Here is a 25,384-nt window from a genome sequence, read left to right on the forward strand (position 1 = left end):
AGTCACATGCCGTTCGCCCGTAATCAGTGGTACGTGGCCGCGTACAGCAACGAGGTCGGACGGGAGCTGCTCGCCCGCACCATCCTGGGTGAGCCGTTGGTGCTGTACCGCACCACCGCCGGCACGGCGGTGGCGCTCGCCGACCGGTGTGTGCACCGACGCTTCCCGCTCTCGCAGAGCCGTCTCGACGGCGACACGATCGTCTGCGGCTACCACGGCTTCACCTACGACGAGACCGGCAGCTGTGTCTTCGTGCCGGGCCAGCAGCGCATCCCGCGCACCGCGCGGGTCGCCGGGTACCCGGTGGTCGAACAGGACACGCTGGTGTGGGTGTGGATCGGCGACGCCGAGCCCGACCCGGGGACGATCCCCCGGGCGCCGTGGCTGGACGACCCCGGATACACGGTAGTGCGCGGCATGGCACCGCTGAACGCACGGTACGGACTGCTGGTCGACAACCTGATGGACCTGTCCCACGAGACCTACCTGCACGGCGGCTACATCGGCACACCCGAGGTGGCGAACACGCCGATCACCACGACGGTGGACGAGGAGAAGGGCGTCGTCCACGTCAGTCGGCACATGGACGACGCGGAGTGCCCGCCCTTCTACGCCCGGTCGACCGGCATCCAGGGCCGGATCACCCGGTGGCAGGACATCGAGTACCACCCGCCGTGTCTCTATCTGCTGCACAGCCGGATCGCCCCGCAGGGGGTGTACCCACCGGCCGAGGGCCCGGACAGTGCCGCGTTCCACGCCGAGATCGTCTACGCGATCACCCCGTCGACCGAGCACACCACCTACGACTTCTGGGCGGTGGCTCGGGACTTCGCCGTCGACGACGAGTCGGTCAGCGAGTACCTCTACCAGAGCAACCACACGGTGGTCATGCAGGACGTCACCGCGCTGAACACCTTGGAGCAGGTGATCGCCGCCGAACCGGAGCGGTACCAGGAGCTCAGCATCAACATCGACACCGGTGGCCTCGCCGCTCGACGCCTGATCGAGCGGATGATCGGAGCACCGACGGTAGGGGCGTCCCGGTGACCGTCCCCGACGGGCTGCCCACCGGCGACCGGCTGTACCGGATCCACTGGCTGCCCGGCACCGACACCCTGCGGGGCACCTGCCACTGCGGCGCCGAACGGACCGCCGACGATCCGGTCGAGTTGTGGCAGTGGCTGCTCGACCACCCGCGCGACCACCTCGCGCAGCGGGCGGTGCCGGCGACACGGCGGACCCCGGCGGATGCCGCCCGTCGCACCTCGGTACCGGCATGAGCGCTGACGGTCCGACCGCGATGCAGCTGGTGGTCGCCGGCCGGGAGCAGGTGGCGGCCGGAGTCGTCGTGCTGACCCTGCGCCACCCGACCGGCGGTGAGCTGCCCGGCTGGTCCCCCGGTGCGCACGTGGACCTGCTGCTGGGCCCAGGGCTGGTCCGCCCGTACTCGCTCTGCGGTGAGCCGGACGACCGCGCCGCGCTGCAGCTCGCGGTGCAGCTCGAACCCGGCGGACGGGGCGGCTCCCGGCACGTCCACGAGGGGCTCCTTCCCGGCACGCAGGTACTGGTCCGCGGGCCGCGGAACAACTTCCCGCTGGTCACGGCGGAGCGGTACCTGTTCATCGCCGGCGGCATCGGCATCACCCCGATCCGGCCGATGATCGCCGCCGCCGAGGCCGCCGGAGCCGACTGGCGACTGGTGTACGGCGGACGCAGCCGCGCCACGATGGCGTTCGCCGACGAGTTGCGGCAGCGCTACGGCGACCGGGTACGCCTGTACCCGCAGGACGAGGCGGGCCTGCTCGACCTGGCCGGACTGCTCGATGCTCCGGGTGACGAGCTGGTCTACTGCTGCGGGCCGGAGGCGCTGATCGCAGCGGTGGGGCAGCGGTGCCGGGGGTGGCCGGCGGGCAGCCTGCGGGTGGAGCGGTTCACGCCGTCGGGCGGCGGCGAGGTCGACCAGGGTGACGGCGGCGACCGGGCAGGCGACCGCGACCGGGCGGACACCGACGGCGCGGTCGAGGTGGAGTTGGCGCTGTCCGGTCGGACGGTGTCCGTGCCGCCCGGGACGTCGATCCTGGCCGCGGTGGAGCAGGCCGGCGTCGCGGTGCTCTCCTCGTGCCGCGAGGGCACCTGCGGCACCTGCGAGGCCACGGTACTGGCCGGGGTGCCCGAACACCGCGACAGTCTGCTCACCGAGGACGAGCGGGCCGCCGGTGACACGATGCTGATCTGTGTCTCCCGGTCGCGTACACCCCGACTCGTACTGGAGCTGTGACCGGCCGACGGCGATGATGGCGGGATGGGTACGCAGCCCGGCCGGTCGGTCACCAGCAAGGTGCTGGCGCTGCTCGCCGCGTTCAGCCCGGCCGACCCGGCGCTGACGCTGAGCGAGCTCGCCAGACGGGCCGGACTGCCGGTACCCACCGCGCACCGGCGGGTCGCCGAACTGGTCGACTGGGGCGCGCTGGAACGCGGCGCGGACGGCCGTTACCGGATCGGGCTGCGGTTGTGGGAGGTGGGCTCACTGGCGCCACGCGGACTGGGCCTGCGGGAGCTCGCCCTGCCGGTGATGGAGGACCTGTACGAGGTGACCCACGAGAACGTCCAGCTCGCCGTACGGCAGGACCTGGAGCTCGTCTTCGTCGAACGGATCGCCGGCCGACACGCGGTGCCGGTGCTGACCCGCGTCGGCGGCCGCTTCGCCCTGCACGCCACCGGGGTCGGACTGGTGCTCCTCGCGCATGCGCCGGTGCCGGTGCAGGAGCAGGTGCTCGGTGCTGCGCTGGAGCGGTACACCGAGCGGACCGTCACCGACCCGGCGGCGTTGCGCCGGCAACTCGCCGGGGTACGGCGGGCCGGTTACGCGGTGAGCGACCGACAGGTGACGATGGACGCCCTGTCGGTCGCCGCGCCGATCACCGGGCCGGAGGGGGTGCTGGCGGCGATCTCGCTGGTGGTGGCCTACGACCGGGCCGACCCGGTGGCCCTGGCCCCACTGGTGCAGGCGGCGGGGCGGGCGATCTCCCGGGCGGTCGCCCGGCCCGGGGTCCGGTAGCCGCAGCGGCCCCCGGCCGCGGTCAGTCGGGAAACGCCAGCAGCCGCAGGATCCGCGCCAGCCGCTGCCGGTCCTCGGGGGTGACGCCGGCCAGCAGGTCGGCCTCGGCCGCCCGCGCGGACTCCTGGGCCCGGGCGAAGAGCGCCCGGCCGGCGTCGGTAGCGACCAGGACGTTGGCCCGCCGGTCGGCGGGGTCGGTGCGCCGCTCGACCAGGTGACGCTTCTCCAGGTCGTCGATGAGGGCGACCACCTGACTCGGGTCGAGGCGGAGGAACTCGGCCAGCTCCCGCTGGGTCGGGCGGGTGTCGTAGACGGCCAGCGCGAGGACGGAGAAGGATCGGGCCTTCAGACCGTGTTCGGCGAGGGCCGAGTTCGCCGCCGTCAGGCTGAGGGCGTTGGCTCGGGCGAGCAGGAAGCTGAGGTCTTCGCCGAGAAGACTGTGCCGTAGGCCGGCGGTTCCCGCCGGCCGGGGCTTCTCGCTCGCGGTCATGGCGGCCATGGTAGCAAGCTTCGACAATAATTGACTTCCTCAACGGTTCGTGATTCGATCGGCTGCGACGCGAAGGAGTTCCCGATGTCCCTGGACGGCAAAGTCGCCATCGTCACCGGTTCCGGCAAGGGTCTCGGCCTGGCCTACGCCCAGCAGTTGGCCCGACAGGGTGCCGCCGTGGTGGTCAACGACGTCGACGCCGAGGCTGCGGACCAGTCCGTCTCGGCGATCGAGGCGGCCGGCGGACGCGCCGTCGCGCTGGTCGCACCGGTCGGTCCCACCGAGACCGCCGAGGCCCTCGTCGCCACTGCGGTCGAGCGCTTCGGTCGACTCGACATCCTGGTCACCAACGCGGGAATCCTACGCGACACGGTGCTGTGGAAGATGAGCGACGAGGACTTCGACACCGTCGTCAACGTGCACCTGCGGGGCACCTTCACCACCGTCCGGGAGACCGTCCGGCACCTGCGGCAGGCCGGCGAGGGCGGGCGCATCATCTGCATCGGCTCCCCGACCGGCCAGCGCGGCAACTTCGGGCAGACCAACTACGCCGCCGCCAAGGCCGGCATCGTCGGCATGGTGCGGACCTGGGCGCTGGAACTCAAGCGGGCCGGCATCACCGTCAACGCGGTCGTGCCGGTGGCCGCGACCGCGATGACCGCCACCGTCCCCTACTTCGCCGCCGCGGTGCGGGCCGCCGACCAGGGCGAGCCGATGCCCGACTTCTTCCGGCACGATCTCGGGTTCGGTACCGCCGACGACGTGGCCGGGCTCATCGCCTTCCTCGGCTCCGCCGCCGCCGCCGGCGTGACCGGCCAGGTCATCGGGGTGGGCGGCGACCGCATCCAGATCTGGACCCACCCGGAGGCCGCGCTGACCGCGTACCACGAAGGTGGCTGGTCCTACGACGCGCTGACCGCCGCGTGGCCGACGCAGTTCGCCGACGCGCTGCAGAGCGTCGGCGAACGCTTCCCGGAACTCCCCGAGGAGTTCCGGACCGACGCCTCCTGACCTGCGGCCGGACGGAGGACGCCCGAGCATGTACCAACCCGCGATCGACCTTGCCGCGATCACCGCGATCGACGTGCACGTGCATATCGAGGTGGACGGCCACGGCCACGCCTCGCTGCCCGAGCCGCTCGTCGCGGCCGCGTCGAAGTACTTCCGGACCGACGGTCCACGGCCGGCCGTCGAGGCCGTGGCGCAGTACTACCGGGAGCGCCAGATGGCCGCGGTGGTGTTCACCGTCGACGCCGGCACCCAGCTGGCCCACCGACCGCTGTCCAGCAGCGAGATCGCCCGAGCCGCCGCCGACCACGCGGACGTGCTCATCCCGTTCGGCTCGGTCGATCCGCGCACCGGCGACGCCGCCCTCGAACTCGCCGCCCGTCTCGTCGAGGACGAGGGAGTACGCGGTTTCAAGTTCCACCCGACAGTGCAGGGCTTCGATCCGAGCCACGACGAGTACGCGCCGCTGTGGAGCCTCATCGAGAAGGCGGGCGTGCCGGCGTTGTTCCACACCGGGCAGACCGGCATCGGCGCCGGCCTGCCCGGTGGCTACGGCCTGCGGCTCGGGCTGTCCAACCCGATCCTGCTCGACGCCGTGGCCGCCGAGTTCCCGGATCTGCAGATCATCATGGCGCACCCGTCGGTGCCCTGGCAGGACGAGGCACTGTCGGTGGCGACACACAAACCCAATACCTGGATCGACCTGTCCGGGTGGAGCCCGAAGTACTTTCCGGCCGAGCTGGTGCGCCACGCCAACTCGATCCTGAAGCGCCGGGTGTTGTTCGGCACCGACTATCCGCTGCTCACCCCCGACCGGTGGCTCCGGGACGTGGCGAACATCGATCTCAAACCCGACGTGCTACCCGGCATCCTGAAGGACAACGCCGCCCGGCTGCTGCGCCTGACCGGGTGACGAGGACGAGAGGAATCCTGTGACGACGACTGTCGAGTTCCAGCAGCTCGGTGAGCTCACCGGCACCGATCTCGGATACACCGCCTACCGGACGGTCACCCAGGAGCAGGTGAACCTGTTCGCCGACGCCACCGACGACCATCAGTGGATCCACGTCGAACCCGAGCGGGCGAAGGCGGGGCCGTTCGGAGCGCCGATCGCCCACGGCTTCCTGACCCTCTCCCTTGCCGTTCCGTTCTGGACGGAGCTGCTCGATGTGACGGGCGTGTCGACGAAGGTGAACTACGGTCTCGACAAGGTGCGTTTTCCCGCGCCGGTGGTGGTCGGGTCGCGGGTACGGATGCGGGCCGTCATTGCCGAGGTCACCGAGGTCTCCGGCGGGTACCAGCTCACCGTCGACCAGACGATCGAGATCGAGGGCGGGGCCAAACCCGCGGTCGTCGCCCGGGGCCTGTACCGCTTCTACGCCTGAGCGGTGCCGCCGGCTCCCACCAGGAGTCCGCTGCCCACCAGGAGTCCCCCACCAGGAGTCCGCTCCCTCACCAGGAGGTCGCCGATGCATCAGCACGGAATCGGCACCTGGCTGTCCAGGCGCCGCCGGACCGCCCCGGACCGGATCGCCCTCGTGTACGGCGAACAGTCGGCCATCACCTACCGGCAGTTCGCCGACGGAGCGGACCGGATCGCGGCAGTGCTGCGAAACCTCGGCGTCGGCAAGGGAGACTCCGTCGCCTACCTCGGCGAGAACAGTCCCGAGTTCCTACAGACGATGTTCGGCACCGCCCAACTGGGTGCCGTGTTCGTACCCGTCAACACCCGGCTCGCGCCGCCCGAGATCGCTCACGTCCTCACCGACAGCGATGCCGCGGTGCTCCTGCACGATCCCGAGTTCGCGCCCCGGCTGGCCCCGGTCGTCGGCACCGTACCGACCCGGCATGTCGTCGTCACCGGGGCCGGCACCGCGCAGCGTCCGGGCCTCGACTCGCTGCCGGGTGATGCCGCACCGGGAGACGCCGCAGACGTCACCCCGGACGACCCCGCCGCGATCATCTACACCTCGGGCACGACCGGTCGGGCCAAGGGCGCGGTGCTGACCCACGGCAACCTGACCTGGGTGGCGATCAATACCATCGTCGACTACGACGTCGTCTCCACCGACGTCGCGCTGATGATCTCGCCGCTGTTCCACGTCGCGTCGCTGGGCATGGGCGCGCTACCGGTCGTGCTCAAGGGCGCCACGCTGGTGCTGGAGAAACGGTTCGAGCCGGGGCGGGCGCTCGCCCAGATCCAGCGGCACCGGGTGACCATGCTCAGTGGGGTGCCGACCACCTACCAGATGATGGCCGACCATCCGGACTGGGCGTCGACGGACCTGTCGACGCTGACGAAGCTCACCTGCGGCGGGTCGGCCGTCCCGACCCGTATTCTCAACGCGTACGAGGAACGCGGTCTGTCCTTCTCGCAGGGGTACGGGATGACCGAGACGTCACCGGGCGCCACCGCGCTGTCGGCGGCGATGACCCGGGCGAAGCAGGGCAGCGTCGGCCTGCCCCACTTCTTCACCGATGTCCGGGTCACCGACGAACGTGGCGAGCCGGCTGCGGCGGGCACCGTCGGCGAGATCGAGATCACCGGCCCGAACGTCTTCGCCGGCTATCACCGGCTGCCCGAGGAGACGGCCCGGTCGTTCACCGCGGACGGTTGGTTCCGCAGCGGCGACCTGGGCTACCTGGACGCCGACGGTTACCTCTACATCGTCGGCCGGCTCAAGGACATGATCATCTCCGGGGGCGAGAACATCTACCCGCCCGAGATCGAACTCCTGCTCGGTGAACTGGACGGGGTGACCGGGGTCGCGGTCATCGGGGTGCCGGACCCGCAGTGGGGCGAGGTGCCGTGGGCGGTCATGACGGTCCGGGACGGCACCGACGTCGACCTCGACGTGGTACGCGCCCACTTGGACGGCAAGGTCGCCCGCTACAAGCTGCCCAAGAAGGTCGTCATCGTGACCGAGCTGCCCCGGACCGCGTCGGGGAAGGTGCGGAAGGCCGACCTGCGGGCCCGGTTCGGCGGCTAGGTCCGGAGCGGGCGGCGAGCGCGGCGAACTCCGCGTCGGACTCGGCGGCCAGCCGCTCGTGCACCTGCCGGTACACCTGCGTCGATCTCGTCGCCGGCCAGTCCTCGTCCATGAACTCGCGGGGCAGTCTCGGGTCGACACGCAGCAACGCGAGCCAGTCCGCGACAAGCATCATCCGCACCGTCAGGGCACTCGGCGCCTGTGTCACCGCACCCGGGTCGTCCCAGACCTCGATGAACGCCAGGTGTTCGCGCCGGATCGCCTCGATGTCCCACGCCGAGCGGACGCTGTCGGCGATCGGGAAATCCGTGAACTCCCGCGCGTGGAAGGCGATCACCGTGTTCGGCGGCAGATCCTGGCGCAGCGGTTCCAGGGAGCCGGCGAGGTCGACCTCGCCGGGCGCCAGCCACAACCCGTCGCGAAGCGGCGCGAAGCCCTCCCAGGTGAGGGTCGACCGCAGCCGGTGACGGAACGTACGCTGGCCCTCCGGGATGGTGAAGGTGACCAGCGTCCATCCGGTGCCCTGTGGATCGAACGGGTGCGGGCCGCGGACCCGGTCCGTCGCCTCGCGCAGGACCGCTGACCCGTGTCCGGTCAGGGCGAAGGAGATCTCCCGACCGCTTCTGCTCCGCGCGAGGATGCCGCTGTGTACGAGCCGGTCCAGGGTGGCCCGGGTCGCCGGGGCGGCGACGCCGGCTCCTTCGAGCACCCCGATCAACGCGCTGGCCCGGATCGGGCCTGGGTCGTCGTCGACGACGTACTCACCGAAGAAGGCGAGCAGCAACTGCTTCGGCTGACGGCTGCGCACGGTCATCCCCCGGACGAATCGATCGACGGTACGATCATGGCGCCACGGCCTGCCCCCGTTTGGCCCGTTGAATCTGGTCGTACACGTGCGTCCGCAGCTGTGTGAAGCGGGGCAGCGCCCGGGTGTTGATCTGGTCACGGCCCGGTGGGAGGTCGACGGTCAGATCCTCCTGCACCCAGGTGGGCGACCTGGACAACACGAGGACCCGTTCGCCCAGGTAGATCGACTCGTCGATGTCGTGGGTGACGAAGACGATCGACATGTTGCGCGAGGTGTGCAGCTCACGGACGAGATCCTCCAGGTCCGCCCGGGTCTGGGCGTCCACTGCGGCGAACGGCTCGTCCATGATCAGCACCTCTGGTTGGTACGCGACGGCGCGCGCGATCGCCACCCGCTGCTGCATCCCACCGGACAGTTGCCACGGGTGGCTACGGGCGGCGTGGCCCAGGCCCACCGCGTCGAGGGCGTCGGCCACCAGCTTTCCCCGTGCCGCGCTGGACAGCCGCTTGTGGCGCAACGGCAACTCGACGTTGCCGCGGACCGTCAGCCACGGGTAGAGGCTGCGGCCGTACTCCTGAAAGACGACGGCCATCGCCGGGCTCGGGCCGGTCACCGGGGCCCCGTGCATCTCGACCCGGCCGCTCGTCGGCCGTAGCAGACCGGCGAGACACTTCAGCAGGGTCGTCTTGCCACAACCCGACGGCCCCACAACGCAGAGCAGTTCACCGGCGTCCATGGTGAAACTGACGTCGCCGATCGCCTCGACGTCGCCGGTGGCCGATTCGTAGACCTTGCGCAGGTGCTCCACCTGCAGCAGAACATCGCGGTCAGGCACGGTTGACCTCCCTGATTCCGTGGTACCAGCGCAGCACCCGCCGCTCGACGACACCGAACGTCACGGCGAGCAGGACACCGACGAGACCGAGCAGCAGGATGCCGCTCCACATCTCGGCGATGAGGTAGTTCCGTTGGAAGTAGGCGATCCGGTACCCGAGACCAGCGGACGAGGCGAACATCTCCGAGATGACCATCAGGATTAGCGCCACCGACAGGCTCTGCCGCACACCGGCCATGATGCGCGGGCTCGCCGAGGGCAGTACCAGGAACCAGAGCCGCTCCCACCAGGTGACCTGGAACGATTCCGCGGTTTCCGACATGACGCTGTCGATCGCCCGGACCCCGTCGATCGTGTTCAGCAGGACGGGCCACAGCGCACCGGAGACGATCACCACCACCTTCATGGTGTCGGTGATCCCGAGCAGCAGCATCACGACCGGGATCAGCACCGGCGGCGGGATGGCCCGGAAGAACTCCAGCAGTGGTTCGAGCAGCTCACGCAGCCAGCCGAACAGACCGATGAGGGTGCCGGCGGCGACACCGAGCACGATCGAGGCGAGGATTCCCAGGGCGAGCCGGTACAGGCTCGGCAGTACGTCCTCGACGAACGCCGCGCCGACCCAGGTGTCGATGAAGGACTCGGCGATCGCGACCGGTCCGGGGAAGAACCTGTTCGTCGACGAGGTGGACAGCACACCCCAGAGCACCAGCAGCAGGAACGGCAGACCTAGGGAGTAGAGGAACCCGCCGACGACGCGGCGCCCGACGCCGCGTCGACGACGCGCTCGCCCGGTCCCCGGGACGGTCCGGGCGGTCACGGCGACGGTCCGGGTGCTCACTGGACCTGCTCCCCTCGCACCGACTGGTGCCACGACAACGATCGGCGCTCGATGTACCGGAAGACCAGGTTGACGCCGAGCCCGAGCAGCCCGGTGACCACGACGAAGGCGTACAGCCCGGTGGCGTCGCCGGCAGACCGGGACAATTCGATCATCTGGCCCAGGCCCGGGTTTCCGATCACCATCTCGGCGGTGATCGCGAGGATCAGCGCGACCGCGGCGGCCAGCCGGACGCCGGTCATGAGGTACGGCAGCGCGGTCGGCAGGACCAGGTACCACAGACGTTCCCGACGGGTCAGGTCGAAGCTGCGGGCGGTGTCCCGGGCGACCGCGTCGACGTCGGCGACGCCGTAGATCATCTGAACGAACACCTGCCAGAACGACGCGTAGATGATGATGACGAGGGCGGCCCGCATCTGGATGCCGAACATCAGGACGGCGAGCGGGATGAGGGCGACCGACGGGATCGGGCGTAGGAACTCGACCATCGTGTGGGTGGCGCGGCGCAGGAAGGGCACCAGGCCGACGACCGCGCCCAACGCGACCGCCGCAGCCGTCGCCACCGACAGACCGATCCCCCACGACGTCATGGTGAGCCCGAGCCGACGCCAGAAGGCGAGGTCACGGAACTCCTCGACGAGCCGCACGAGCACATCGGTGACGTAGGGCAGGTACTGCGAGTTGACCAGCCCCAGGGTCGGGACCAGCTGCCAGATGAGGAGGAACCCGAGCAGGCCGGCGCCGCCCAGCAGAACTTTGCGCGGCGAACGGGGACGCCGGATGGACAACACGTGCATGTCGCTCCCGTGGTGGGCGGTCCCGCCCGCTCGCGGTGGGTGCCGGAGCGGGCGGGACCGTTACGGCTACTGCTGCTGGATGAGGCGGTCGAAGTCCGGCTGCTCGTCCAGTACGCCGTACTCGCCGGCGAGCGTGGCGAGCGCCTCCAGGCTCGCCCGGTCCAGCTCCCAGCCGAACTCCGGCAACCGGACCGAATCGGCGACCGCCTCGGGGAGCTCGAGGTTGTCCTTGATCGCCTGCCGGACGTCCGCCTCGTTGGCGGGGTCCTGCGCCCACTCGAGCGTCTCCTGCATCGCCGCCGAGAAGTCGGCGATCAGCTCGGCGTCGGACTCGAGGCTGTCCGCGAGGGTGATCGTGGTCAGGGTCGCCAGCCCGGGGATGACCGCCTGGTAGGGCTCGACGACGACGGCATCGCCGCGCTCGCGCAGCTGGGTGACGAACGGCTCCGGCACCCACGCCGCCTCGATGTTGCCGGCTTCGAGCTGGGCCGGGACGTCGGGGAAGGCGACCTCGACGAACTCGATCGTCGTCGGGTCGCCCCCGTCCTGCTCCACCGCCGCCATGATCGTCACGTCGCCGGCCGCGCCGAGGCTGTTCACCGCGACCCGACGCCCGGCGAGTTCGGCGGGACGGGTGATGCCGGACGCCGCGGACGCCACCACGGCGTTGATGTCGTCGCCCTCCGCGTAGGAGGACGCGTAGTTGCCGATGAGCACGACGCCGAGGTCCTGCAGGTCGGCGCGGAACGGGCCGAACGGCTGGCCGATGGCGAAGTCGATGTCCCCGTTGATCAGGGCGGGGATCGCCTGGGCGCCGCCCTGCGCGGGCAGCACCTCTACCTCGATCCCCCGCTCGGCGAAGATGCCGGCTTCGATGCCGCCCCACAGCGCGGCGGTTTCCGTGATCGGCAGCGCCGCGACCCGGACCTGACGCAGCTCGCCGTCCGTCTGGTCGTCGGTCGGGGTCGCGTCCGAGTCGGTGCAAGCGGTAAGGGCGAACGCCATGGTGGCGATCAGCCCGAAGGTAAGTGTCTTCTTCACTGACGAGGCCTTCCGGGACGGAGGTCGTGGGGTGCGTCAATCCCGGCAGTAGGCCCACCCCGCGCAAATATGTATCGATGTGAGCGGAGTCACCCTGCCGTGGTGGCCATGCTCGACTACGAGGCCGCCAGATGTCAACAAATTCTGACGACCGTCACGGAAAAGTTGAATATCGCTGCCTGGCCGGTCGCGCCACGCGGCCGCGCCGGACCGGGATTCCCGGTCCGGCGCGGCTGTCGTACTTGGGTCAGCTCAGCGGCTCGACCCAGATGTTGCGGTACTGCACGGCGTTCTGGTGGTCCTGCAGCCGGATGGACCCGGTCGCCGGCCCCTCGGGGATGTTGCCGCCGGTCGGGCCGGTGATGACGACGTCGTCGTGCACGGTCACACCGTTCCAGACCAGGGCAACCCGGGCGTCGGAGGTCTTCTCACCGGCGCTGTCGTAGCGGGCCGCACGGTAGGTGATGTCGTAGGTCTGCCAGGTCTCCGGCGGCCTCGCGGCGTTGACGTCCGGCGGCTTCTGCAGGTAGATGGCACCCGCCTCGTTGTTGTCGAGGGTCGGGTCCCCGTACGAGTCGAGGATTTGGATCTCGTAGCGTTCCTGCAGGTAGACGCCGCTGTTGCCGCGGTTCTGCCCGGTGACCTCCGGCGGCAACTGCGGCACCTTGAACTCGACGTGCAGCCGGAAGTCGCCGAACGCCTGCCGGGTACGCAGGTCGCCGCAGCAGACCTCCATCGCCCCGTCACCGACCAGCGGCCAGCTCGCCGATCGACCGTCGGTGTGCTGCCACTCGGACAGGTTACCGCCGTCGAACAACACGATCCGTTCACCAGGCTTACGGACGGTGATCAGATCCAGGTTGACGTGACCGGTGTCGGTCGCGTCCACCCGGTACTGGATCGCGTTGGTGCCCCGACGCAGGGTGAGCAGTTCCGTCTTGGTGGCCCACTCCTTCCAGGTGACGGTGGTCGGCAGGACGGTCTGCCGTACCTTCTCGCCGTTCACGTAGATGCTGACCGTCTTGTCGCCCTGGAACGGGTTCGGGCCGTTGCTGTAACGCAGCCCCACCTCGTACTCGCCGTTGCGCTTCACCTCGACGTGCACGGTGTTGGCGGCGTTCAACTCGCCGAACCCGGCCACGAAGCCGACACCCGAGTGGCCGGCGTGCTCGGTGTCGTACCGGGCACTGCCCTGCTGGTAGCCCTCCTCGGCCTCGTAGAAGATGCGGTCCGGCTGGGCACCAGGAATGGCGTTGAGCGTGTACCAGGCCTCGGTGCTCCACAGCTCCTCGCCGTTGGAGGCGGTGAACGAGCGGGGCGAGCGCAGGTGCACCACCCGGCCCTGCTGCAGGCCGTCGACCATCAACCGGACGGTACGGCGGTCGTTGGAGACGATGACCTCGCGGACGGTCAGCGTCTCCTCGTCGACCTTCGGTCCGCCGTACGTGGGGGTCGGCGCGTAGCGCCACTGCTTGATCTGGTAGCGCTCGGCGATGTCCTGGATCGTCTCGGTGGACAGCGGCCGGGTGTATTCGATCTTGAAGCCGTTCGGGGTGGCGCTCATCGACTTCATGTCGAACGTCCGGTTGCCGTTCGGGGTCAGCTTCTGCAGTCCGTACCGCAGCTTGCCGGCCTGACCCCAGTTGCCGTCGGCACCGAGCCCACCCACGTAGATCGAGCCGTCCGGGCCGATCGAGACCTCGTTGACGCCGGCCTCCAGCCCCTGGGTGTGCCGGAACACCGCGCCCTGGTACTCGCCGTGCACCTCCTCCAGGTACGCGCGCTGCAGGCCACCGTAGGTGACGTCACCGATCAGGAGCTGGTCCCGGTACGGGCCCTTCTTGATCCGCACCGGGGTGCTCGGCGAGTTGGCGATCTCGTTCTGCGGCAGCCAGAGCGCCGGTTGGCTGACCGGGTTGGCGTCGAACGGCCCGTCCGGGTTGGTGTAGTGGTTGAAGAACCGGTCCTGCTCGATGTGCACCAGCTTGGAGGCGGGCAGCCAGCCACCCTGGTTGTCGGTGACGAAGAGCTCCTGGTCCCGGCCCCAGCCGATGCCGTTCGGGGTCCGCAGACCACCGGCGATGTAGCTGACCTCGCCGGTGCGCCGGTTCACCTTGATGCTGGTACCCCGGTTGCCGATCGGCTGCGGGTCGGTGGTGGCGCCGCCGTAGTCGATCGCCACCGAGAGGTTGAGGTAGAAGTGGCCGCCCCGGTAGAGCAGGCCGAAGGCGAACTCGTGGAAGTTGCCCCCGTACGGCCACCTGGCCACCGTCCGGTACTCGTCGGCGACCTCGTCACCGTCGGTGTCGCGCAGCTCGGTGAGCTCGTGCTTCTGCGAGACGTAGATGGTGCCGTCGACCACCGCCAGGCCCATCGGCTCCCGCAGGCCGCTGGCGACCTTCTTGTACGTGACCTGCTCGGCGCTGGTCGTCCCGGTGACGTTCTCGACGATGTAGACCTCGCCGAGAATCTCCTCACTGCCGCCCCAGGTGGCGATGACCAGCCGACCGTCCTCGGTCCAGTCCATGCCCGAGACCTGCGGTTCGAACCCGTCCGGCCGCAGGTCGGTCAGGGTGTAGTCGGGGTGCACCGCGTCCAGCGGAAGCCCGTCGCCAGGGGTGTCGGTAACACCCTGGCACGCCTTGCGGCCGGGCGCGGTCACCCGGACCACTCCGGCGTCGGTGCTCAGTACGGAGTTGGGCACGACGGTGAACTCCTCGGCGCCCGGCGGCTGCCAGGACAGGGTGAGCTCCTGCCCGCCACCGGCCTCGAAGTACTCGATCCGCAACGCGTGGTAACCCTCGGTCAGGGTCACCGCACCGTCCATCGGGGTCGCCCCGTGCAGCCCGTCGTGGTCGACCACCACCGCGTCGTCGATGTAGAGACGGGAGCCGTCGTCGCTGACCAGCCGGAACGTGTACGTCCCCGCAGCGGCGACGTGCAGGTTGGCGAGGGCGTGCGTGACGAAGTTGTCCTCCTGCCCGAAGTCGTCCGCCGTGGACCAGTCGACGACCGGCATCAACTTGTCGACGTTCGGGGTCTGTCCGGGCTTGAGGGTGCAGATCTCGGTCAGCGGTACGCCGACATCATAGGTACGCAGGGTGACACCCGGCTCCTGCGGCGGCAGGTCGACGATCTGGGCGGCGGCCGGTGACGCCCCGACAGCGGTCAGTGAAGCGAGCATGGCGGTGACGACGACTATGGCCGGGCCACGTGTTCTTGGCGGGCGTGGAGACATTCCTCCCCCTTCGAGGGTGCCGATGAACGCCGCGGTCGCAACCATCGCCGAGGGGGTGCCTGCCCGGTGGACGAGATGATCTCGAAGCACGGCTGCGGCACATCATGAGTCACATTCGCTGAAGTAGCAAGATCTTCTGAGCGATCGAGTCAAACTTTTGCTCATCTCAGACGAAAGATTCCCCGCAGGGGCCGTCGATGTCCGTCGAAGGACTGGCTGTCAAGACGGTTGGCGGACTGTGCGTCCACCCGGCACACCCGCACGAGACGGTAGAGTCGGCGGGCCAACCTGCGCCCATCAGAAGGAGTGCCGATGGCCGCGCGTTTCGAGGAACTTGACTGGCGGCAGACCCCGATGGGCGAGATCAGCCTCCGGCGGCGGCGGGACCCGGTCGTGAACCGCGAGGTGTACGAGGTCAAACTGGGCGACGAGTACCTGATGTCGAGCCTGTTCACCGTCGCCGAGATCGAACTGGCCCGGCTCGCCCTGGCCGAGCTGTCCCGTGAAGACCTCGACGTCGTCGTCGGCGGGCTCGGCCTCGGCTACACCGCCCACGCCGTACTGCGGGATCGTCGGGTCCGGTCGATGATCGTCGTCGAAGCGCTGGCCGACGTCGTCGGGTGGCACCAACGCGGTCTGGTGCCGGGTGGAGAGGCGCTGGTCGCGGATCCCCGGTGCCGGTTGGTGGCCGGAGACTTCTTCGCCCTGACTGCGGCGGCCGGCCCCGATCCGGCCGCACCTGGACGACGGTTCGACGCCGTCCTCGTCGACATCGACCACTCCCCCGGGCATGTCCTGCACCCGTCGCACGCCGCCTTCTACCGACCGGACGGCCTGCGGCACCTGGCCAGCCATCTGCGGCCCGGCGGCGTATTCGCGCTGTGGTCCGACGACCCACCGGAAGCCGGGTTCACCGAAGCGCTCGGCCAGGTGTTCCCGCAGGTCCGCGCCGAGGTGGTCACGTTCCGCAACCCACTGATCGGCAACGACTCGGCCAACACCGTGTACCTGGCGCAGACCCAGGCACGGCCGCCGGGCGAACCGGGTCAGCCGCCGCCCGGCTGAGCGGCGATCGGCAGAGCCGCCACCGGAATGCGCAGGTCGCGGACCTGCAGGGCGGTCGGTGTGCCGGTCGGGTCGGGATGGGCGCACGGGGTCGACGCAGTGGCCAACGCGGCGCGGTCGTCCGCGCTGCTGATCTCGACCGCGACCTCGACGCACCCCTCGGTGGTCCGCAGGACGTTGCCGTACACGCTGTACACCTGGCTCGGCACCAGATAGGGATAGTCGAACCGACTGACGGCCCCGTCGGACGGACGCCTGATGGACAGCCGGATGGTGACCCCGGTCGGCACCCGCTCGGTGGAGACGAAGAGTGGCCAGGCCGCCTGGCATCGCTGGGAGTAACGCAGGGTGAGGCTGCCGTAGGGCGGCTGGGTCGCGTCCCGGTCGGGAACCTGCACGGTGTGCGTGCTCACCGCGTCGAGGTGGCACTGTTCCTGCTGCGGGTCCGCGCCGTCCGCCGCCGGTGACACGGCGGCCGAGGTCGCCACGGGTTCCTGCACCGCCCCGCCGAGCCGGTCGAGTACCGACGTCGGCACCAGGATCACCGCAGCGACGACAGCCGCGATCCCGCCGGTCGCCGCCAGCGCCCGGCGGGAGACGTGCGGCTCGCGTACGGCGGGCCGGTCGGCTGGTGGCGCGGCACCGTTGATGAGTGCGTCGACCTGGCTCCACCGCTGCCGCCAGTTGTCCTCGTCTCCGTCACAGGCACGGACGAACGCCAAGGTCAGCTCCAGCGAGGGCAGCCGGGTTCCGGACAGCACACCGGACAGCGCGGTGTGCGAGTAGTGGGCCTTCTCCGCCATCTTGCGCAACGAGGGCTGCCCGGCGTCGCGTCGAAGCTGTTCCAGATCGGCGACGAAGGCACCGATCTGGCCGGCGGCGGCACGAGTGCCGGCGTGTCCATTTTGATCCGTCATGGCCTCTCCTGAACGCGTAAACCTGGTGTCAACAGCGGTCAAGCCAGTGCTTTACGAGCAGGTCCGCGCCAGTATCAACCTCGACGCAGCTGCCCGTTGGATAGACGCCAGTGAACAGCGTCTCACAGTCCGTACTGGACCACGTGCGCCTTCGTATCCTGACCGACCGGCGTATCCGGGCGACGGAAGCCGCCTGCGGAGGCGTCCGGCATGGACGCGGTATCGGGGGGACGGGCAGCCCGCTCTACGACAGGAGGACCGCGTGCACCACCGCAAGCAGACTGAACCCGTACCCGCCCGCCGACCGGTGTCCAGAACCCTCCCCCGGATCCTGCGGGGTGTCCTGGCGTCCCTCGCCGCACTGGTGATGGTCCTGGTCGGAGCAGCCGCACCGGCGATCGCCGGGATCACCGGCTACCGGGTGACCGGCACCGGTGGTGCCGGGCTGATCGTGCGGACCAGCCCGCACGATGCCTCGGCACCGGCGGTCACCGTCCTCGCCGACGGCACGTATTTCACCGCCGAGTGCGCGGTACGCGGCCGCAACATCTACGGCAACAATGTCTGGCACCAGATCAGCGCGCCGGTGAACGGCTGGATCAGCGACTACTACACCACCACGCCCGGCTTCAACCAGTACCTGCCGGGCGAGCCGGAGTGCGGCTCCGGCACCCCGCCGCCGACCGGCACCCGGGAGCAGCGCGCCCTCGCCTGGGCCCGGTCGGTCCTCGGACACACGCACACCAACGGCGACCTCGGCGACAGCAACCATCCGTGGGACGGCTGGTGCGACAACTTCGTCGGGCACGCGTACGGACGGGCCGCCAGCGGCTACGCCACCGCACTGGTCCACTACAACGCGTTGTACCAGCGCGGCCTCATCCACACCACCGGCACACCGCCGCCCGGCGCCCTGGTCTTCTTCGCCGGAGCGCAGATCAACGGCTACGCCGGTCACGTGATGCTCTCCGAGGGCAACGGCAGTTACATCACCACCGCCCCCACCATCCGGCAGGTCTCGCTCAGTTGGCCCGGCGCGCCGTACCTCGGCTGGTCGTACGCGGACCCGGAGTGGCCGGGACGTTGACCACCGCTTCACCCGACCGCCGCTTCACCCGTCGGAACTCAGTCATCGCTCGTCGTTTCCAGGAAGACATCCCAGGAGCTTGAATGTCAAGCAGCAGCTTCGTTGAGGTGATGCGACCACGCGGTCGCCTCGTCGTAGACGGTGCCGGTCTTCAGGCATCCGTGGAGGATGCCGACGAGCCGGTTGGCGAGCTGACGCAGCGCGGCGTTGTAGCCGGCGCCACGGGCTCGTTGCCGGTCGTAGTAGGCGCGGGCACCCGGGGATGTGTGCAGGGCGGAGAACGCCTGCGTCATCAGGGCGTCGATGAGTCGGTCGTTGTGCACGAACCGGGCCGCGACGGTCCTCTTCTTCCCGGACGCGCGGGTGATCGGGCTGGTCGCGGCGTAGTTCTTCCGGGCCTTCGCGGTGGCGTAGCGGTCGTGGTCGTCACCGAACTCGGCGAGCACCCGGGCGCCGAGGACGGCACCCAGTCCGGGCTGGGACAGGATGATCTCAGCGTCCGGGTGCCGGCCAAAATGGTCCTCCACCTGCCCTTGCAGGGCCTTGACCTGTTCGTTGAGGGTGACCAGCAACGCGACCAGGGCACGTACCGACGCGGCGTACGCGGCGGTGACCACGGCGGGCTGGCCGAGGTGCTCGGCGCGCAGCGCGGCTTGGATCGTGGCCGCCTTGGCCGGGATGTCGCGGCGGCGGGCCCGTTTGAGGGCCGCGCTGATCTGCGTCAGGCTCAACCGGGCGGCGGCCGCCGGGTCGGGGGCCTTCGCGAGGAGTTCCAGGGCGTCCGGGGCGTCGAGGTCGGCGAACGCCGTGAGGGCGGCGGGGAAGTAGTCGCGCAGCGCGTGTCGCAGCCGCTGACCGGCGCGGGTGCGTTCCCAGACCAGGGTTTTGTGTGTTCGGGTGACGACCTTGACCGCCTGCGCGTCGGCGGTGTCTCCGGCGATCGGGCGCAGTTGGTGCGAGTCGGTGCGCACCATGTCGGCCAGCATGTGCGCGTCGGCGGCGTCGCTCTTGGCCCCCGACAACGCCAGGCGTTCCCGGTAGCGGGACGCCTGCAACGGATTGACCGCGTACACCGTGTAGCCGGCGGCGACGAGGGCCTGCACCCACGGGCCCCGATCGGTCTCGATGCCGATCCTCACCCGGGCGTCGTCGTCGGTGTCGATGTCGTCACCGAGGGCCTGGCCGATCATCGCGTGCAGCCTGGTCATCCCCGCGACGCCCTCGGGCAGCCGGGCCCTGGCCAGCCGGCGGCCGGAGGCGTCCATCACCTCGACGTCGTGGTGGTCCTCCGCCCAGTCATCTCCTACGAACAGCAACACGTCTCCCGTCTATCGAGTCGATCACCTTCGGTAGCCGGGAGGAGAACCATCAGCGACCTAATGAAGCAGTGCTCACGCCGCGACCGGGCGGGCACGACATCCCATCAGCGATCAACTCTCCACACCGACCGGCAGGGGCACGATCTTCCGTCAGGACTCGACGTCCGGGAACAACGAGTGCTCACCCGCCGGCGGCTACCTATCCATCAGGAGTCTGCCGGATGGCTCACTCCCAGAACTCATTAGGAACATGATGGATCCCGATCATCTCCCGCCCGCCTCCGCCGGCGGCCGTCGGCGCCGTCCTCGGCTGGCGCTGGGCCTCGCCCTGCTTTCCGTCGTCGGCGCGGTCGCTCTCGCGGTGCCCGGCACGGCCAGCGCCGCACCGGACAGCGGTGCCGTCGACGGCACCGTCCCGGCCAGCGTCGGCGAGCCGGCCGCCACGCCGGCACCGGACACCGTCAGCGTCAACGCCGTCGGTATCGACCTGTGCGCCCAGGTGGGGTACGCCGCCGGGTTCCGGGGCAGCCCACTGGTCACTGCGGTCGCGGTGGCCATGGCGGAGTCCTCGTGCAACCCGTCGGCGGTCGGCAGCAACGGCCCCACCGTGGGATGTCCCTACGGATCACTGGACCGCGGACTCTGGCAGATCAACAACTGTTACCACCCCACCGTGACCGACACCTGCGCCTACGACGCCCAGTGCAACGCGAACGCCGCGTACAACATCTCCAGCGGCGGCAGCAACTGGCAGCCGTGGTCGACCTACAACAGCGGCGTGTACGCCAACCACCTGTCCGCCGCGCAGGCGGCGGTGAACCGGCTCGGCGGCGGCGGCACGCCGGGCGGCGTGACCGGGACGATCCTGGCCAGCCCGTGGCTCAACGTCCGGGCCGGTCCCAGCACCACGTCCGCCGTCGTCGGATACACCTACTACGGCAGTACGGTGACCATCTCCTGCTACACCTTCGGTGAGTACGTCGGCGGCGGGTACTGGCCGTCATCGACGTGGGACCGGATCACCGATCCGGCCACCGGTGCCACCGGATTCGCCGCGGACACCTGGATCAATACCACCCACGACGTCAAGAGCATGGTGCCGTCCTGCTGATCCGTCACGTCGGACGGCACCGGTGTGCCGGCCGTGTTGTCCCGTGCCGCTGGCGGCAGGGGACGACACGGCCGGCTGCCGTGAGACGCCGAAGGCAGCCGACCGGAGCAGGTCACCGCGCGGCAGCGGACTGAACCCGCGCCGACCGACAATTCGGCCCCTTACGTTAGAGTCCGGTCGTCGACCTGCCACCACACACGGGCGACGAAAGGAGAAGGACGTCAGGTGTCGGGAACAGCGGAAGCCCTACGACCGGTCACGGCGGAGGCGGCGCGGCGGCGTACCTTCGCGGTGATCTCCCACCCGGACGCCGGCAAGTCCACCATCACCGAGGCCCTCGCGTTGCACGCTCGGGCGATCAACTCCGCCGGCGCCGTGCACGGCAAGGGCGACCGCCGTGGCGTGGTTTCCGACTGGATGGCCCTGGAGCAGCAGCGCGGCATCTCGATCACCTCGGCGGCGCTGCAGTTCACCTACCGCGACACGGTGGTGAACCTGCTCGACACGCCCGGGCACGCGGACTTCTCCGAGGACACCTACCGGGTGCTGACCGCGGTCGACTGCGCGGTGATGCTGCTCGACGCCGCCAAAGGACTGGAGCCGCAGACACTGAAGCTGTTCGAGGTGTGCCGCCACCGCCGGGTACCGGTGATCACCTTCATCAACAAGTGGGACCGACCCGGGCTGGAGCCACTCGAGCTGCTCGACGAGATCGAGCAACGGATCGGGTTGCGCTGCACCCCACTGACCTGGCCGGTCGGTGTCGCGGGGCAGTTCCACGGGGTGGCCGACCGGCGCACCGGCCGGATGGTCGCGTTCACCCGCACCCCGGGCGGGGCGAGCGCCGTCATCGAGGAAACCTTCACCGCCGACGAGGCCAGCCGACGGTACGGCGCCGACTGGACCCAGGCGGTCGAAGAGCTGGACCTGCTCGCCGCCACCGGCGCCGAACACGACCGGGCCGCGTTCGTCGCCGCGACCACCACGCCCGTGCTGTTCGGCGCCGCGGTCACCAACGCCGGCGTACGCCAGCTCCTCGACGTGCTGGTGGACACCGCCCCCGCGCCGACGGCCCGACCGGACACCACCGGCACCCCCCGCGAACTGGACGCGCCGTTCGCCGGATTCGTCTTCAAGACCCAGGCCAACATGAACCCGGCCCACCGTGACCAGGTGGCGTTCGTCCGGGTCTGCTCCGGCCGGTTCGAACGCGGCATGGTCGTCACCCACGCCGGCACCGGCCGCCCGTTCGCCACCAAGTACGCCCAGCAGGTCTTCGGCCGCGACCGGGACACCATCGACGAGGCGTACCCGGGCGACGTGGTCGGACTGGTCAACGCCACCGCGCTGAGCATCGGCGACAGCCTCTACGCGCCTGGGCCGGCGGTGACATTCCCACAGCTGCCGTCGTTCGCCCCCGAACACTTCGTCGCCATCCGGGCCACCGACGCGTCGAAGTTCAAACGGTTCCGCCGCGGCATCGAACAACTCGACGGCGAAGGCGTGGTCCAGGTACTGCGATCGGACCGCCGAGGAGAGCAGTCCCCGGTACTCGCCGCGGTCGGGCCGATGCAGTTCGAGGTCGCCACCCACCGGCTGGCGACCGAGTTCGGGGTACCGACCGCGGTCGACCATCTGCCGTACACCCTCGCCCGGCGCACCGAAGCGGCGAGCGTGGCCGGGTTGAACGCCGCCCCCGGGGTCGAGGTGATGACCCGGGTGCGCGACGGTGAACTACTCGCCCTGTTCCCCGACAAGTGGCGGCTGTCCACCGTCCGCAACCGCGACCCCGACCTGGTGCTGGAGCCGTTGCTCGCCGACGCCGGGAGCTGACCTTGCGCACCGCGTCAGGCAGCGGGCCGGGCCGGCGACCGCCGCGCGGTGACCAGGTACGTGCGAACCTCGGGGTAGACCAGTGGCGCGGCGGACGACGGTGACGCCGGTCAGCTGGTGCCGCGCGATGGTCACCGAGTACGACGAGGTCCGAGGTCGTGGCGAATGGCTGCATGGTCGGTCACTCCTTTAATCGGATGAGGAGACGAGGGTTGTCGCCGAAGGTGCGCCGGCGTGCCGTCCGGCTCGTCGGCGATGGCCAGCCGCACCAGCCGAGCCACCGTCGCCGCCGGGTCGTCCGCGGCGAGTTCGACGAACCGCTCGGTTCGGCGCAGCAGCGTCGCCGCGTCCACACCGGCCAGATGTTCGTCGATGTTGATCCTCACCCAGACCGCGCCGGGCACCCGCCACGACCAGAAGACGAGTTCGCCCTGCATGTCCATGAGGTTGTCGGAGCGTCGGGACACCATCACCTCGGTCGGCCGTGACCCGCTGGCCGGGTCGACCGGACCACGCTCGTCGGCCGCTACGTCCCAGGCGTTGAACATCACGAAACCATCCGTCGCCGCACCAATCTGCCCGGCGCGCTCGGCCCGCAGGTCCAGCAGGGCACAGACGTCGAAGTCGCCGTGCGCGTATCCGGCCATGGTGGCGATCCGGCCGTGTCCGAGCAGATCCCGCACGGTGCAGTCGGCTGGGATGTCCAGCAGCAGCAGCGCCCCCAGGGACTGCGGACCGACGTACGACACACCGGGCGCCCAAGCCAGAGGACCCGGGACGTTCTCCGGACGGCAGTCGACGATCCGTACCGGCGCCGGTCGAGCCGGAGCGACGTCGGAAAGCAGCCGGACCGCCACCCGGTCCGCCCGCTCGTCGAGCAGTCGCCGACGGTCGGCGGCGCGGGTCATCGGTAGCGCACCGACCGGGGTGTCCGGCGCGGTCCCGATCCCGTCAAGCAGCACGAGGTAGTGCTCCGCCAGCCGGGCGATCGTTGTTGGGCTGAACCGGGTACGCGGGTACTCGACCAGTCCGGCGAGGCCGTCGCCGTCGCGGCCGACGACCAGGGACAAATCGAACTTGGTGGTGCCGTCCACGGAACCGTCGACCCGGCCCTCGGTGACGACCGAGACCAGCCCCGGTACCTCGGACGGGTCAGCGACGGGTGGAGCGGGCAGGTTCTCGTACACGAAAGCAGCCTGGAACAGCGGGTTCAGGCCGGTGTCCCGGGCGGTGCCGGTCGCCGCGACGACGTCGGCGAACGGCACCTCGTGCGCGAACGCCTGTGCGGTCAGTGACCTCAGTCGGTGGATCAGCCCGGTCACGGTCGGACCGTCGGACAGGTCGCAGCGCAGCACCACGGTGTTGGCCAGGAAACCGACCGTGCCGGCCAGCTCGGGGCGGTCCCGGCCGCTGGTGACGGTGCCGATCGCGATGTCGTCCTGCCCGGTGTGCCGGTGCAGCAGCGCCGCCCAGGCCGTGAGCAGAACGACGTACGGCGTGGTGTCCAGTTGCCGGGCCAGCACCCGTAGCCGGTGCAGCAGCCGCGCCGGCACCCGGAAGTGCCACGTCGAGCCGCGGTGGTCGCGTTCCGGGGCTGTGCCGTCGCCGTCCCAGGGCAGGTTCAGCGGGACCATGTCGGCCAGGTGCCGACGCCACCAGTCGAGCCGGTTCCGGTACGCCGGCGCGGACCGCCGGGCCTTCTCCCAGCGGACGAAGTCCGGGTAGTCGACCGAGCCAACGTCGGACAGCGGCCCGGCGGCGGGCCGGCCGCTCGTCAGCGCGCCGTAGCTCCGTACCAGCTCGGCCAGGAGCAACCCGACGGACCAGCCGTCGGTGACCAGGTGATGCTGGGTGACGGCGATCAGATGCTCGTCGTCGGCGACGGTAACCACGGCGATCCGGGTGAGCGGTCCGGACGCCAGGTCGAACGGGGTGTGCTGCTGGCTGCGCAGCAGTTCGTCGGCCGCCGCGTCGGACGGGTCGGCGGTGGCGATCTCGACCAAGGGCTCATCGTCCGCCGGACGGACCACCGCGACCGGCGCCGCCCCGGAGGTACGGAAGACGGTACGGAGTGCGGCGTGCCGGCGCGCCAGTGCGCGGGCGGCGGCCGACATTACCGCCGGATCCAGACGGCCGCGCCACCGCAACCGGACGTGTACGTGGTGCAGGGTGCTCGGTCCCACCATCTGCTCGACGAGCCAGAGCCGTTGCTGTCCGCTGGATATGCCGGACCCGGCACTGGTGGACCTGGTCGGCGCCATCGGCTCGGTGTCGGTGCGGCGCAGTACGCCGACGATCTCGTCCCGGTGGTCGACGAGATGCCCTCGCAGATCGTCGGGCAACCCGCCGGTGGCCCGGTAGCTGAGCCGGTCACCGTCGAGGCTCAACGTCACCCCGGCCCGTACCGCCCGCAGCAGCAGTTCGTCGACGTTCACAGCTGCCCCTGCTCGCCGGGCCGGACCAGCGCCAGGTCTGCGACGATACCGACCCCCTCTGCGCCGCCCCTGGGCACGGGGAACGCCGAGCGGCGGAATCCGACCGCGGCGAAGGTATCGCTGAGCCGTTCCAGGGTCCCGGCCCGGACCAGCTCGGTCCCGATGATCGCCACCTCAATCGTCGACAGGTCGATACCGGACAGCCCGGTCACGGAGAACGGTTCGCCGGGGGGCATCGCGAGCAGACTCGCAGGTGCCGGTCGGCGGTCGTGCCAGCAACCAGGCACTGCGGCCGGAACGGCGATGATGCCCGCCCGCACCGCACCCCGGTGGACCGCGTCCACGATGGTCGTGACATCTGTCGCCTGGTCGGGCCTGGTCAACTCCACTGCCTCCCACGGGTCTGCGCCCCGACCGGCCCAGGGCGCTGGCCGCGTCAGTCAAGCAGCGGCCGCCCGGGGCGACCAGGAGCATTGACCGGAAGAAATGTTTCCGGTCGGCTGCCGCCGTG

23 protein-coding genes are annotated in these 25,384 nt (G+C 70.2%); 12 read left to right on the top strand and 11 right to left on the bottom strand.

Annotated features, from left to right (window positions below):
- The first annotated feature begins 6 nt into the window (after window positions 1-6).
- From ACN27J_RS06435 to ACN27J_RS06450, 4 genes are read left to right on the top strand one after another with little or no spacing between them, the layout of a single operon-like run.
- Window positions 7-1,047 carry a Rieske 2Fe-2S domain-containing protein gene (locus ACN27J_RS06435; RefSeq protein ID WP_421364478.1) on the top strand — a complete coding sequence of 347 codons (1,041 nt, stop codon included), beginning with the start codon at window positions 7-9 and terminating at the stop codon, window positions 1,045-1,047.
- Window positions 1,044-1,280 carry a hypothetical protein gene (locus ACN27J_RS06440; protein ID WP_421364480.1) on the top strand — a complete coding sequence of 79 codons (237 nt, stop codon included), beginning with the start codon at window positions 1,044-1,046 and terminating at the stop codon, window positions 1,278-1,280. Before ACN27J_RS06435 ends, ACN27J_RS06440 begins: the two co-directional genes overlap by 4 nt.
- Window positions 1,277-2,278, top strand: coding sequence for a PDR/VanB family oxidoreductase (locus ACN27J_RS06445; RefSeq protein WP_421364481.1), 1,002 nt, complete (start codon window positions 1,277-1,279; stop codon window positions 2,276-2,278). Before ACN27J_RS06440 ends, ACN27J_RS06445 begins: the two co-directional genes overlap by 4 nt.
- Window positions 2,279-2,302: 24 nt before the next feature.
- Entirely contained in the window at window positions 2,303-3,058 is a 756-nt protein-coding gene (locus ACN27J_RS06450; RefSeq protein WP_421364483.1) for an IclR family transcriptional regulator, read from the top strand.
- Window positions 3,059-3,080: 22 nt separating this feature from the next.
- On the opposite strand, the gene ACN27J_RS06455 is transcribed toward ACN27J_RS06450, so the two are convergent.
- Window positions 3,081-3,548 carry a MarR family winged helix-turn-helix transcriptional regulator gene (locus tag ACN27J_RS06455; RefSeq protein WP_278169525.1) on the bottom strand — a complete coding sequence of 156 codons (468 nt, stop codon included), beginning with the start codon at window positions 3,546-3,548 and terminating at the stop codon, window positions 3,081-3,083.
- Between the two features lie 84 nt (window positions 3,549-3,632).
- Here ACN27J_RS06455 and ACN27J_RS06460 point away from each other — a divergent pair, with 84 nt between their 5' ends.
- The 4 genes from ACN27J_RS06460 to ACN27J_RS06475 all read left to right on the top strand — a co-directional run bounded on the left by ACN27J_RS06460 (window position 3,633) and on the right by ACN27J_RS06475 (window position 7,546).
- Entirely contained in the window at window positions 3,633-4,559 is a 927-nt protein-coding gene (locus tag ACN27J_RS06460; protein WP_421364485.1) for an SDR family oxidoreductase, read from the top strand.
- Between the two features lie 28 nt (window positions 4,560-4,587).
- Entirely contained in the window at window positions 4,588-5,469 is an 882-nt protein-coding gene (locus ACN27J_RS06465; RefSeq protein WP_421364486.1) for an amidohydrolase family protein, read from the top strand.
- 19 nt (window positions 5,470-5,488) lie between these two features.
- Window positions 5,489-5,941: a MaoC family dehydratase gene (locus tag ACN27J_RS06470; RefSeq protein WP_278169528.1), complete on the top strand. Its 453-nt coding sequence runs from the start codon at window positions 5,489-5,491 to the stop codon at window positions 5,939-5,941.
- Window positions 5,942-6,025: 84 nt separating this feature from the next.
- The gene (locus tag ACN27J_RS06475; RefSeq protein ID WP_421364488.1) at window positions 6,026-7,546 is read left to right on the top strand and encodes an acyl-CoA synthetase; all 1,521 of its coding nucleotides are present in this window, start codon (window positions 6,026-6,028) and stop codon (window positions 7,544-7,546) included.
- Here ACN27J_RS06475 and ACN27J_RS06480 read toward each other — a convergent pair.
- The 6 genes from ACN27J_RS06480 to ACN27J_RS06505 all read right to left on the bottom strand — a co-directional run bounded on the left by ACN27J_RS06480 (window position 7,470) and on the right by ACN27J_RS06505 (window position 15,052).
- Complete coding sequence (locus ACN27J_RS06480; RefSeq protein WP_421364490.1) at window positions 7,470-8,360, bottom strand: PaaX family transcriptional regulator C-terminal domain-containing protein; 891 nt, start codon at window positions 8,358-8,360, stop codon at window positions 7,470-7,472. The two genes, ACN27J_RS06475 and ACN27J_RS06480, sit on opposite strands and share 77 nt — an antisense overlap.
- A 28-nt stretch (window positions 8,361-8,388) precedes the next feature.
- On the bottom strand, window positions 8,389-9,189 hold the full coding sequence (locus ACN27J_RS06485; protein WP_278169532.1) for an ABC transporter ATP-binding protein: 801 nt from the start codon (window positions 9,187-9,189) through the stop codon (window positions 8,389-8,391).
- Window positions 9,182-10,030 (bottom strand): ABC transporter permease, encoded by an 849-nt coding sequence (locus ACN27J_RS06490; protein ID WP_421364492.1) that lies wholly within the window; start codon window positions 10,028-10,030, stop codon window positions 9,182-9,184. The genes ACN27J_RS06485 and ACN27J_RS06490 overlap by 8 nt, the downstream gene beginning before the upstream one ends.
- Window positions 10,027-10,827: an ABC transporter permease gene (locus tag ACN27J_RS06495; protein ID WP_421364494.1), complete on the bottom strand. Its 801-nt coding sequence runs from the start codon at window positions 10,825-10,827 to the stop codon at window positions 10,027-10,029. The genes ACN27J_RS06490 and ACN27J_RS06495 overlap by 4 nt, the downstream gene beginning before the upstream one ends.
- A gap of 66 nt (window positions 10,828-10,893) precedes the next feature.
- Window positions 10,894-11,868 carry an ABC transporter substrate-binding protein gene (locus tag ACN27J_RS06500; protein ID WP_421364497.1) on the bottom strand — a complete coding sequence of 325 codons (975 nt, stop codon included), beginning with the start codon at window positions 11,866-11,868 and terminating at the stop codon, window positions 10,894-10,896.
- 247 nt (window positions 11,869-12,115) lie between these two features.
- Window positions 12,116-15,052, bottom strand: coding sequence for a family 16 glycoside hydrolase (locus tag ACN27J_RS06505; protein WP_421364498.1), 2,937 nt, complete (start codon window positions 15,050-15,052; stop codon window positions 12,116-12,118).
- A 366-nt stretch (window positions 15,053-15,418) separates the two neighbouring features.
- On the opposite strand from ACN27J_RS06505, the gene ACN27J_RS06510 reads away from it, so the two are divergent.
- Window positions 15,419-16,171 carry a spermidine synthase gene (locus ACN27J_RS06510; RefSeq protein WP_421364500.1) on the top strand — a complete coding sequence of 251 codons (753 nt, stop codon included), beginning with the start codon at window positions 15,419-15,421 and terminating at the stop codon, window positions 16,169-16,171.
- On the opposite strand, the gene ACN27J_RS06515 is transcribed toward ACN27J_RS06510, so the two are convergent.
- Entirely contained in the window at window positions 16,153-17,088 is a 936-nt protein-coding gene (locus tag ACN27J_RS06515; RefSeq protein WP_421364501.1) for a DUF2690 domain-containing protein, read from the bottom strand. The genes ACN27J_RS06510 and ACN27J_RS06515 overlap by 19 nt on opposite strands.
- A 307-nt stretch (window positions 17,089-17,395) precedes the next feature.
- Between ACN27J_RS06515 and ACN27J_RS06520 the strand changes: the two genes are divergently transcribed.
- Window positions 17,396-18,175 (top strand): hypothetical protein, encoded by a 780-nt coding sequence (locus ACN27J_RS06520; protein WP_421364502.1) that lies wholly within the window; start codon window positions 17,396-17,398, stop codon window positions 18,173-18,175.
- Window positions 18,176-18,261: 86 nt separating this feature from the next.
- Here ACN27J_RS06520 and ACN27J_RS06525 read toward each other — a convergent pair whose 3' ends face one another.
- Complete coding sequence (locus tag ACN27J_RS06525; protein WP_421364504.1) at window positions 18,262-19,491, bottom strand: IS110 family transposase; 1,230 nt, start codon at window positions 19,489-19,491, stop codon at window positions 18,262-18,264.
- A 253-nt stretch (window positions 19,492-19,744) separates the two neighbouring features.
- On the opposite strand from ACN27J_RS06525, the gene ACN27J_RS06530 reads away from it, so the two are divergent.
- Window positions 19,745-20,605, top strand: coding sequence for a transglycosylase SLT domain-containing protein (locus tag ACN27J_RS06530; RefSeq protein WP_421364505.1), 861 nt, complete (start codon window positions 19,745-19,747; stop codon window positions 20,603-20,605).
- 225 nt (window positions 20,606-20,830) lie between these two features.
- Window positions 20,831-22,438: a peptide chain release factor 3 gene (locus tag ACN27J_RS06535; RefSeq protein WP_421364507.1), complete on the top strand. Its 1,608-nt coding sequence runs from the start codon at window positions 20,831-20,833 to the stop codon at window positions 22,436-22,438.
- 131 nt (window positions 22,439-22,569) lie between these two features.
- On the opposite strand, the gene ACN27J_RS06540 is transcribed toward ACN27J_RS06535, so the two are convergent.
- Both ACN27J_RS06540 and ACN27J_RS06545 read right to left on the bottom strand, forming a co-directional pair.
- Window positions 22,570-24,873, bottom strand: coding sequence for a condensation domain-containing protein (locus tag ACN27J_RS06540; protein ID WP_421364509.1), 2,304 nt, complete (start codon window positions 24,871-24,873; stop codon window positions 22,570-22,572).
- Entirely contained in the window at window positions 24,870-25,256 is a 387-nt protein-coding gene (locus tag ACN27J_RS06545; protein WP_421364511.1) for a hypothetical protein, read from the bottom strand. Before ACN27J_RS06545 ends, ACN27J_RS06540 begins: the two co-directional genes overlap by 4 nt.
- Window positions 25,257-25,384: the final 128 nt, after the last annotated feature.

Source organism: Solwaraspora sp. WMMB762, from assembly GCF_049179115.1.
Taxonomy (GTDB): Bacteria; Actinomycetota; Actinomycetes; order Mycobacteriales; family Micromonosporaceae; genus Micromonospora_E.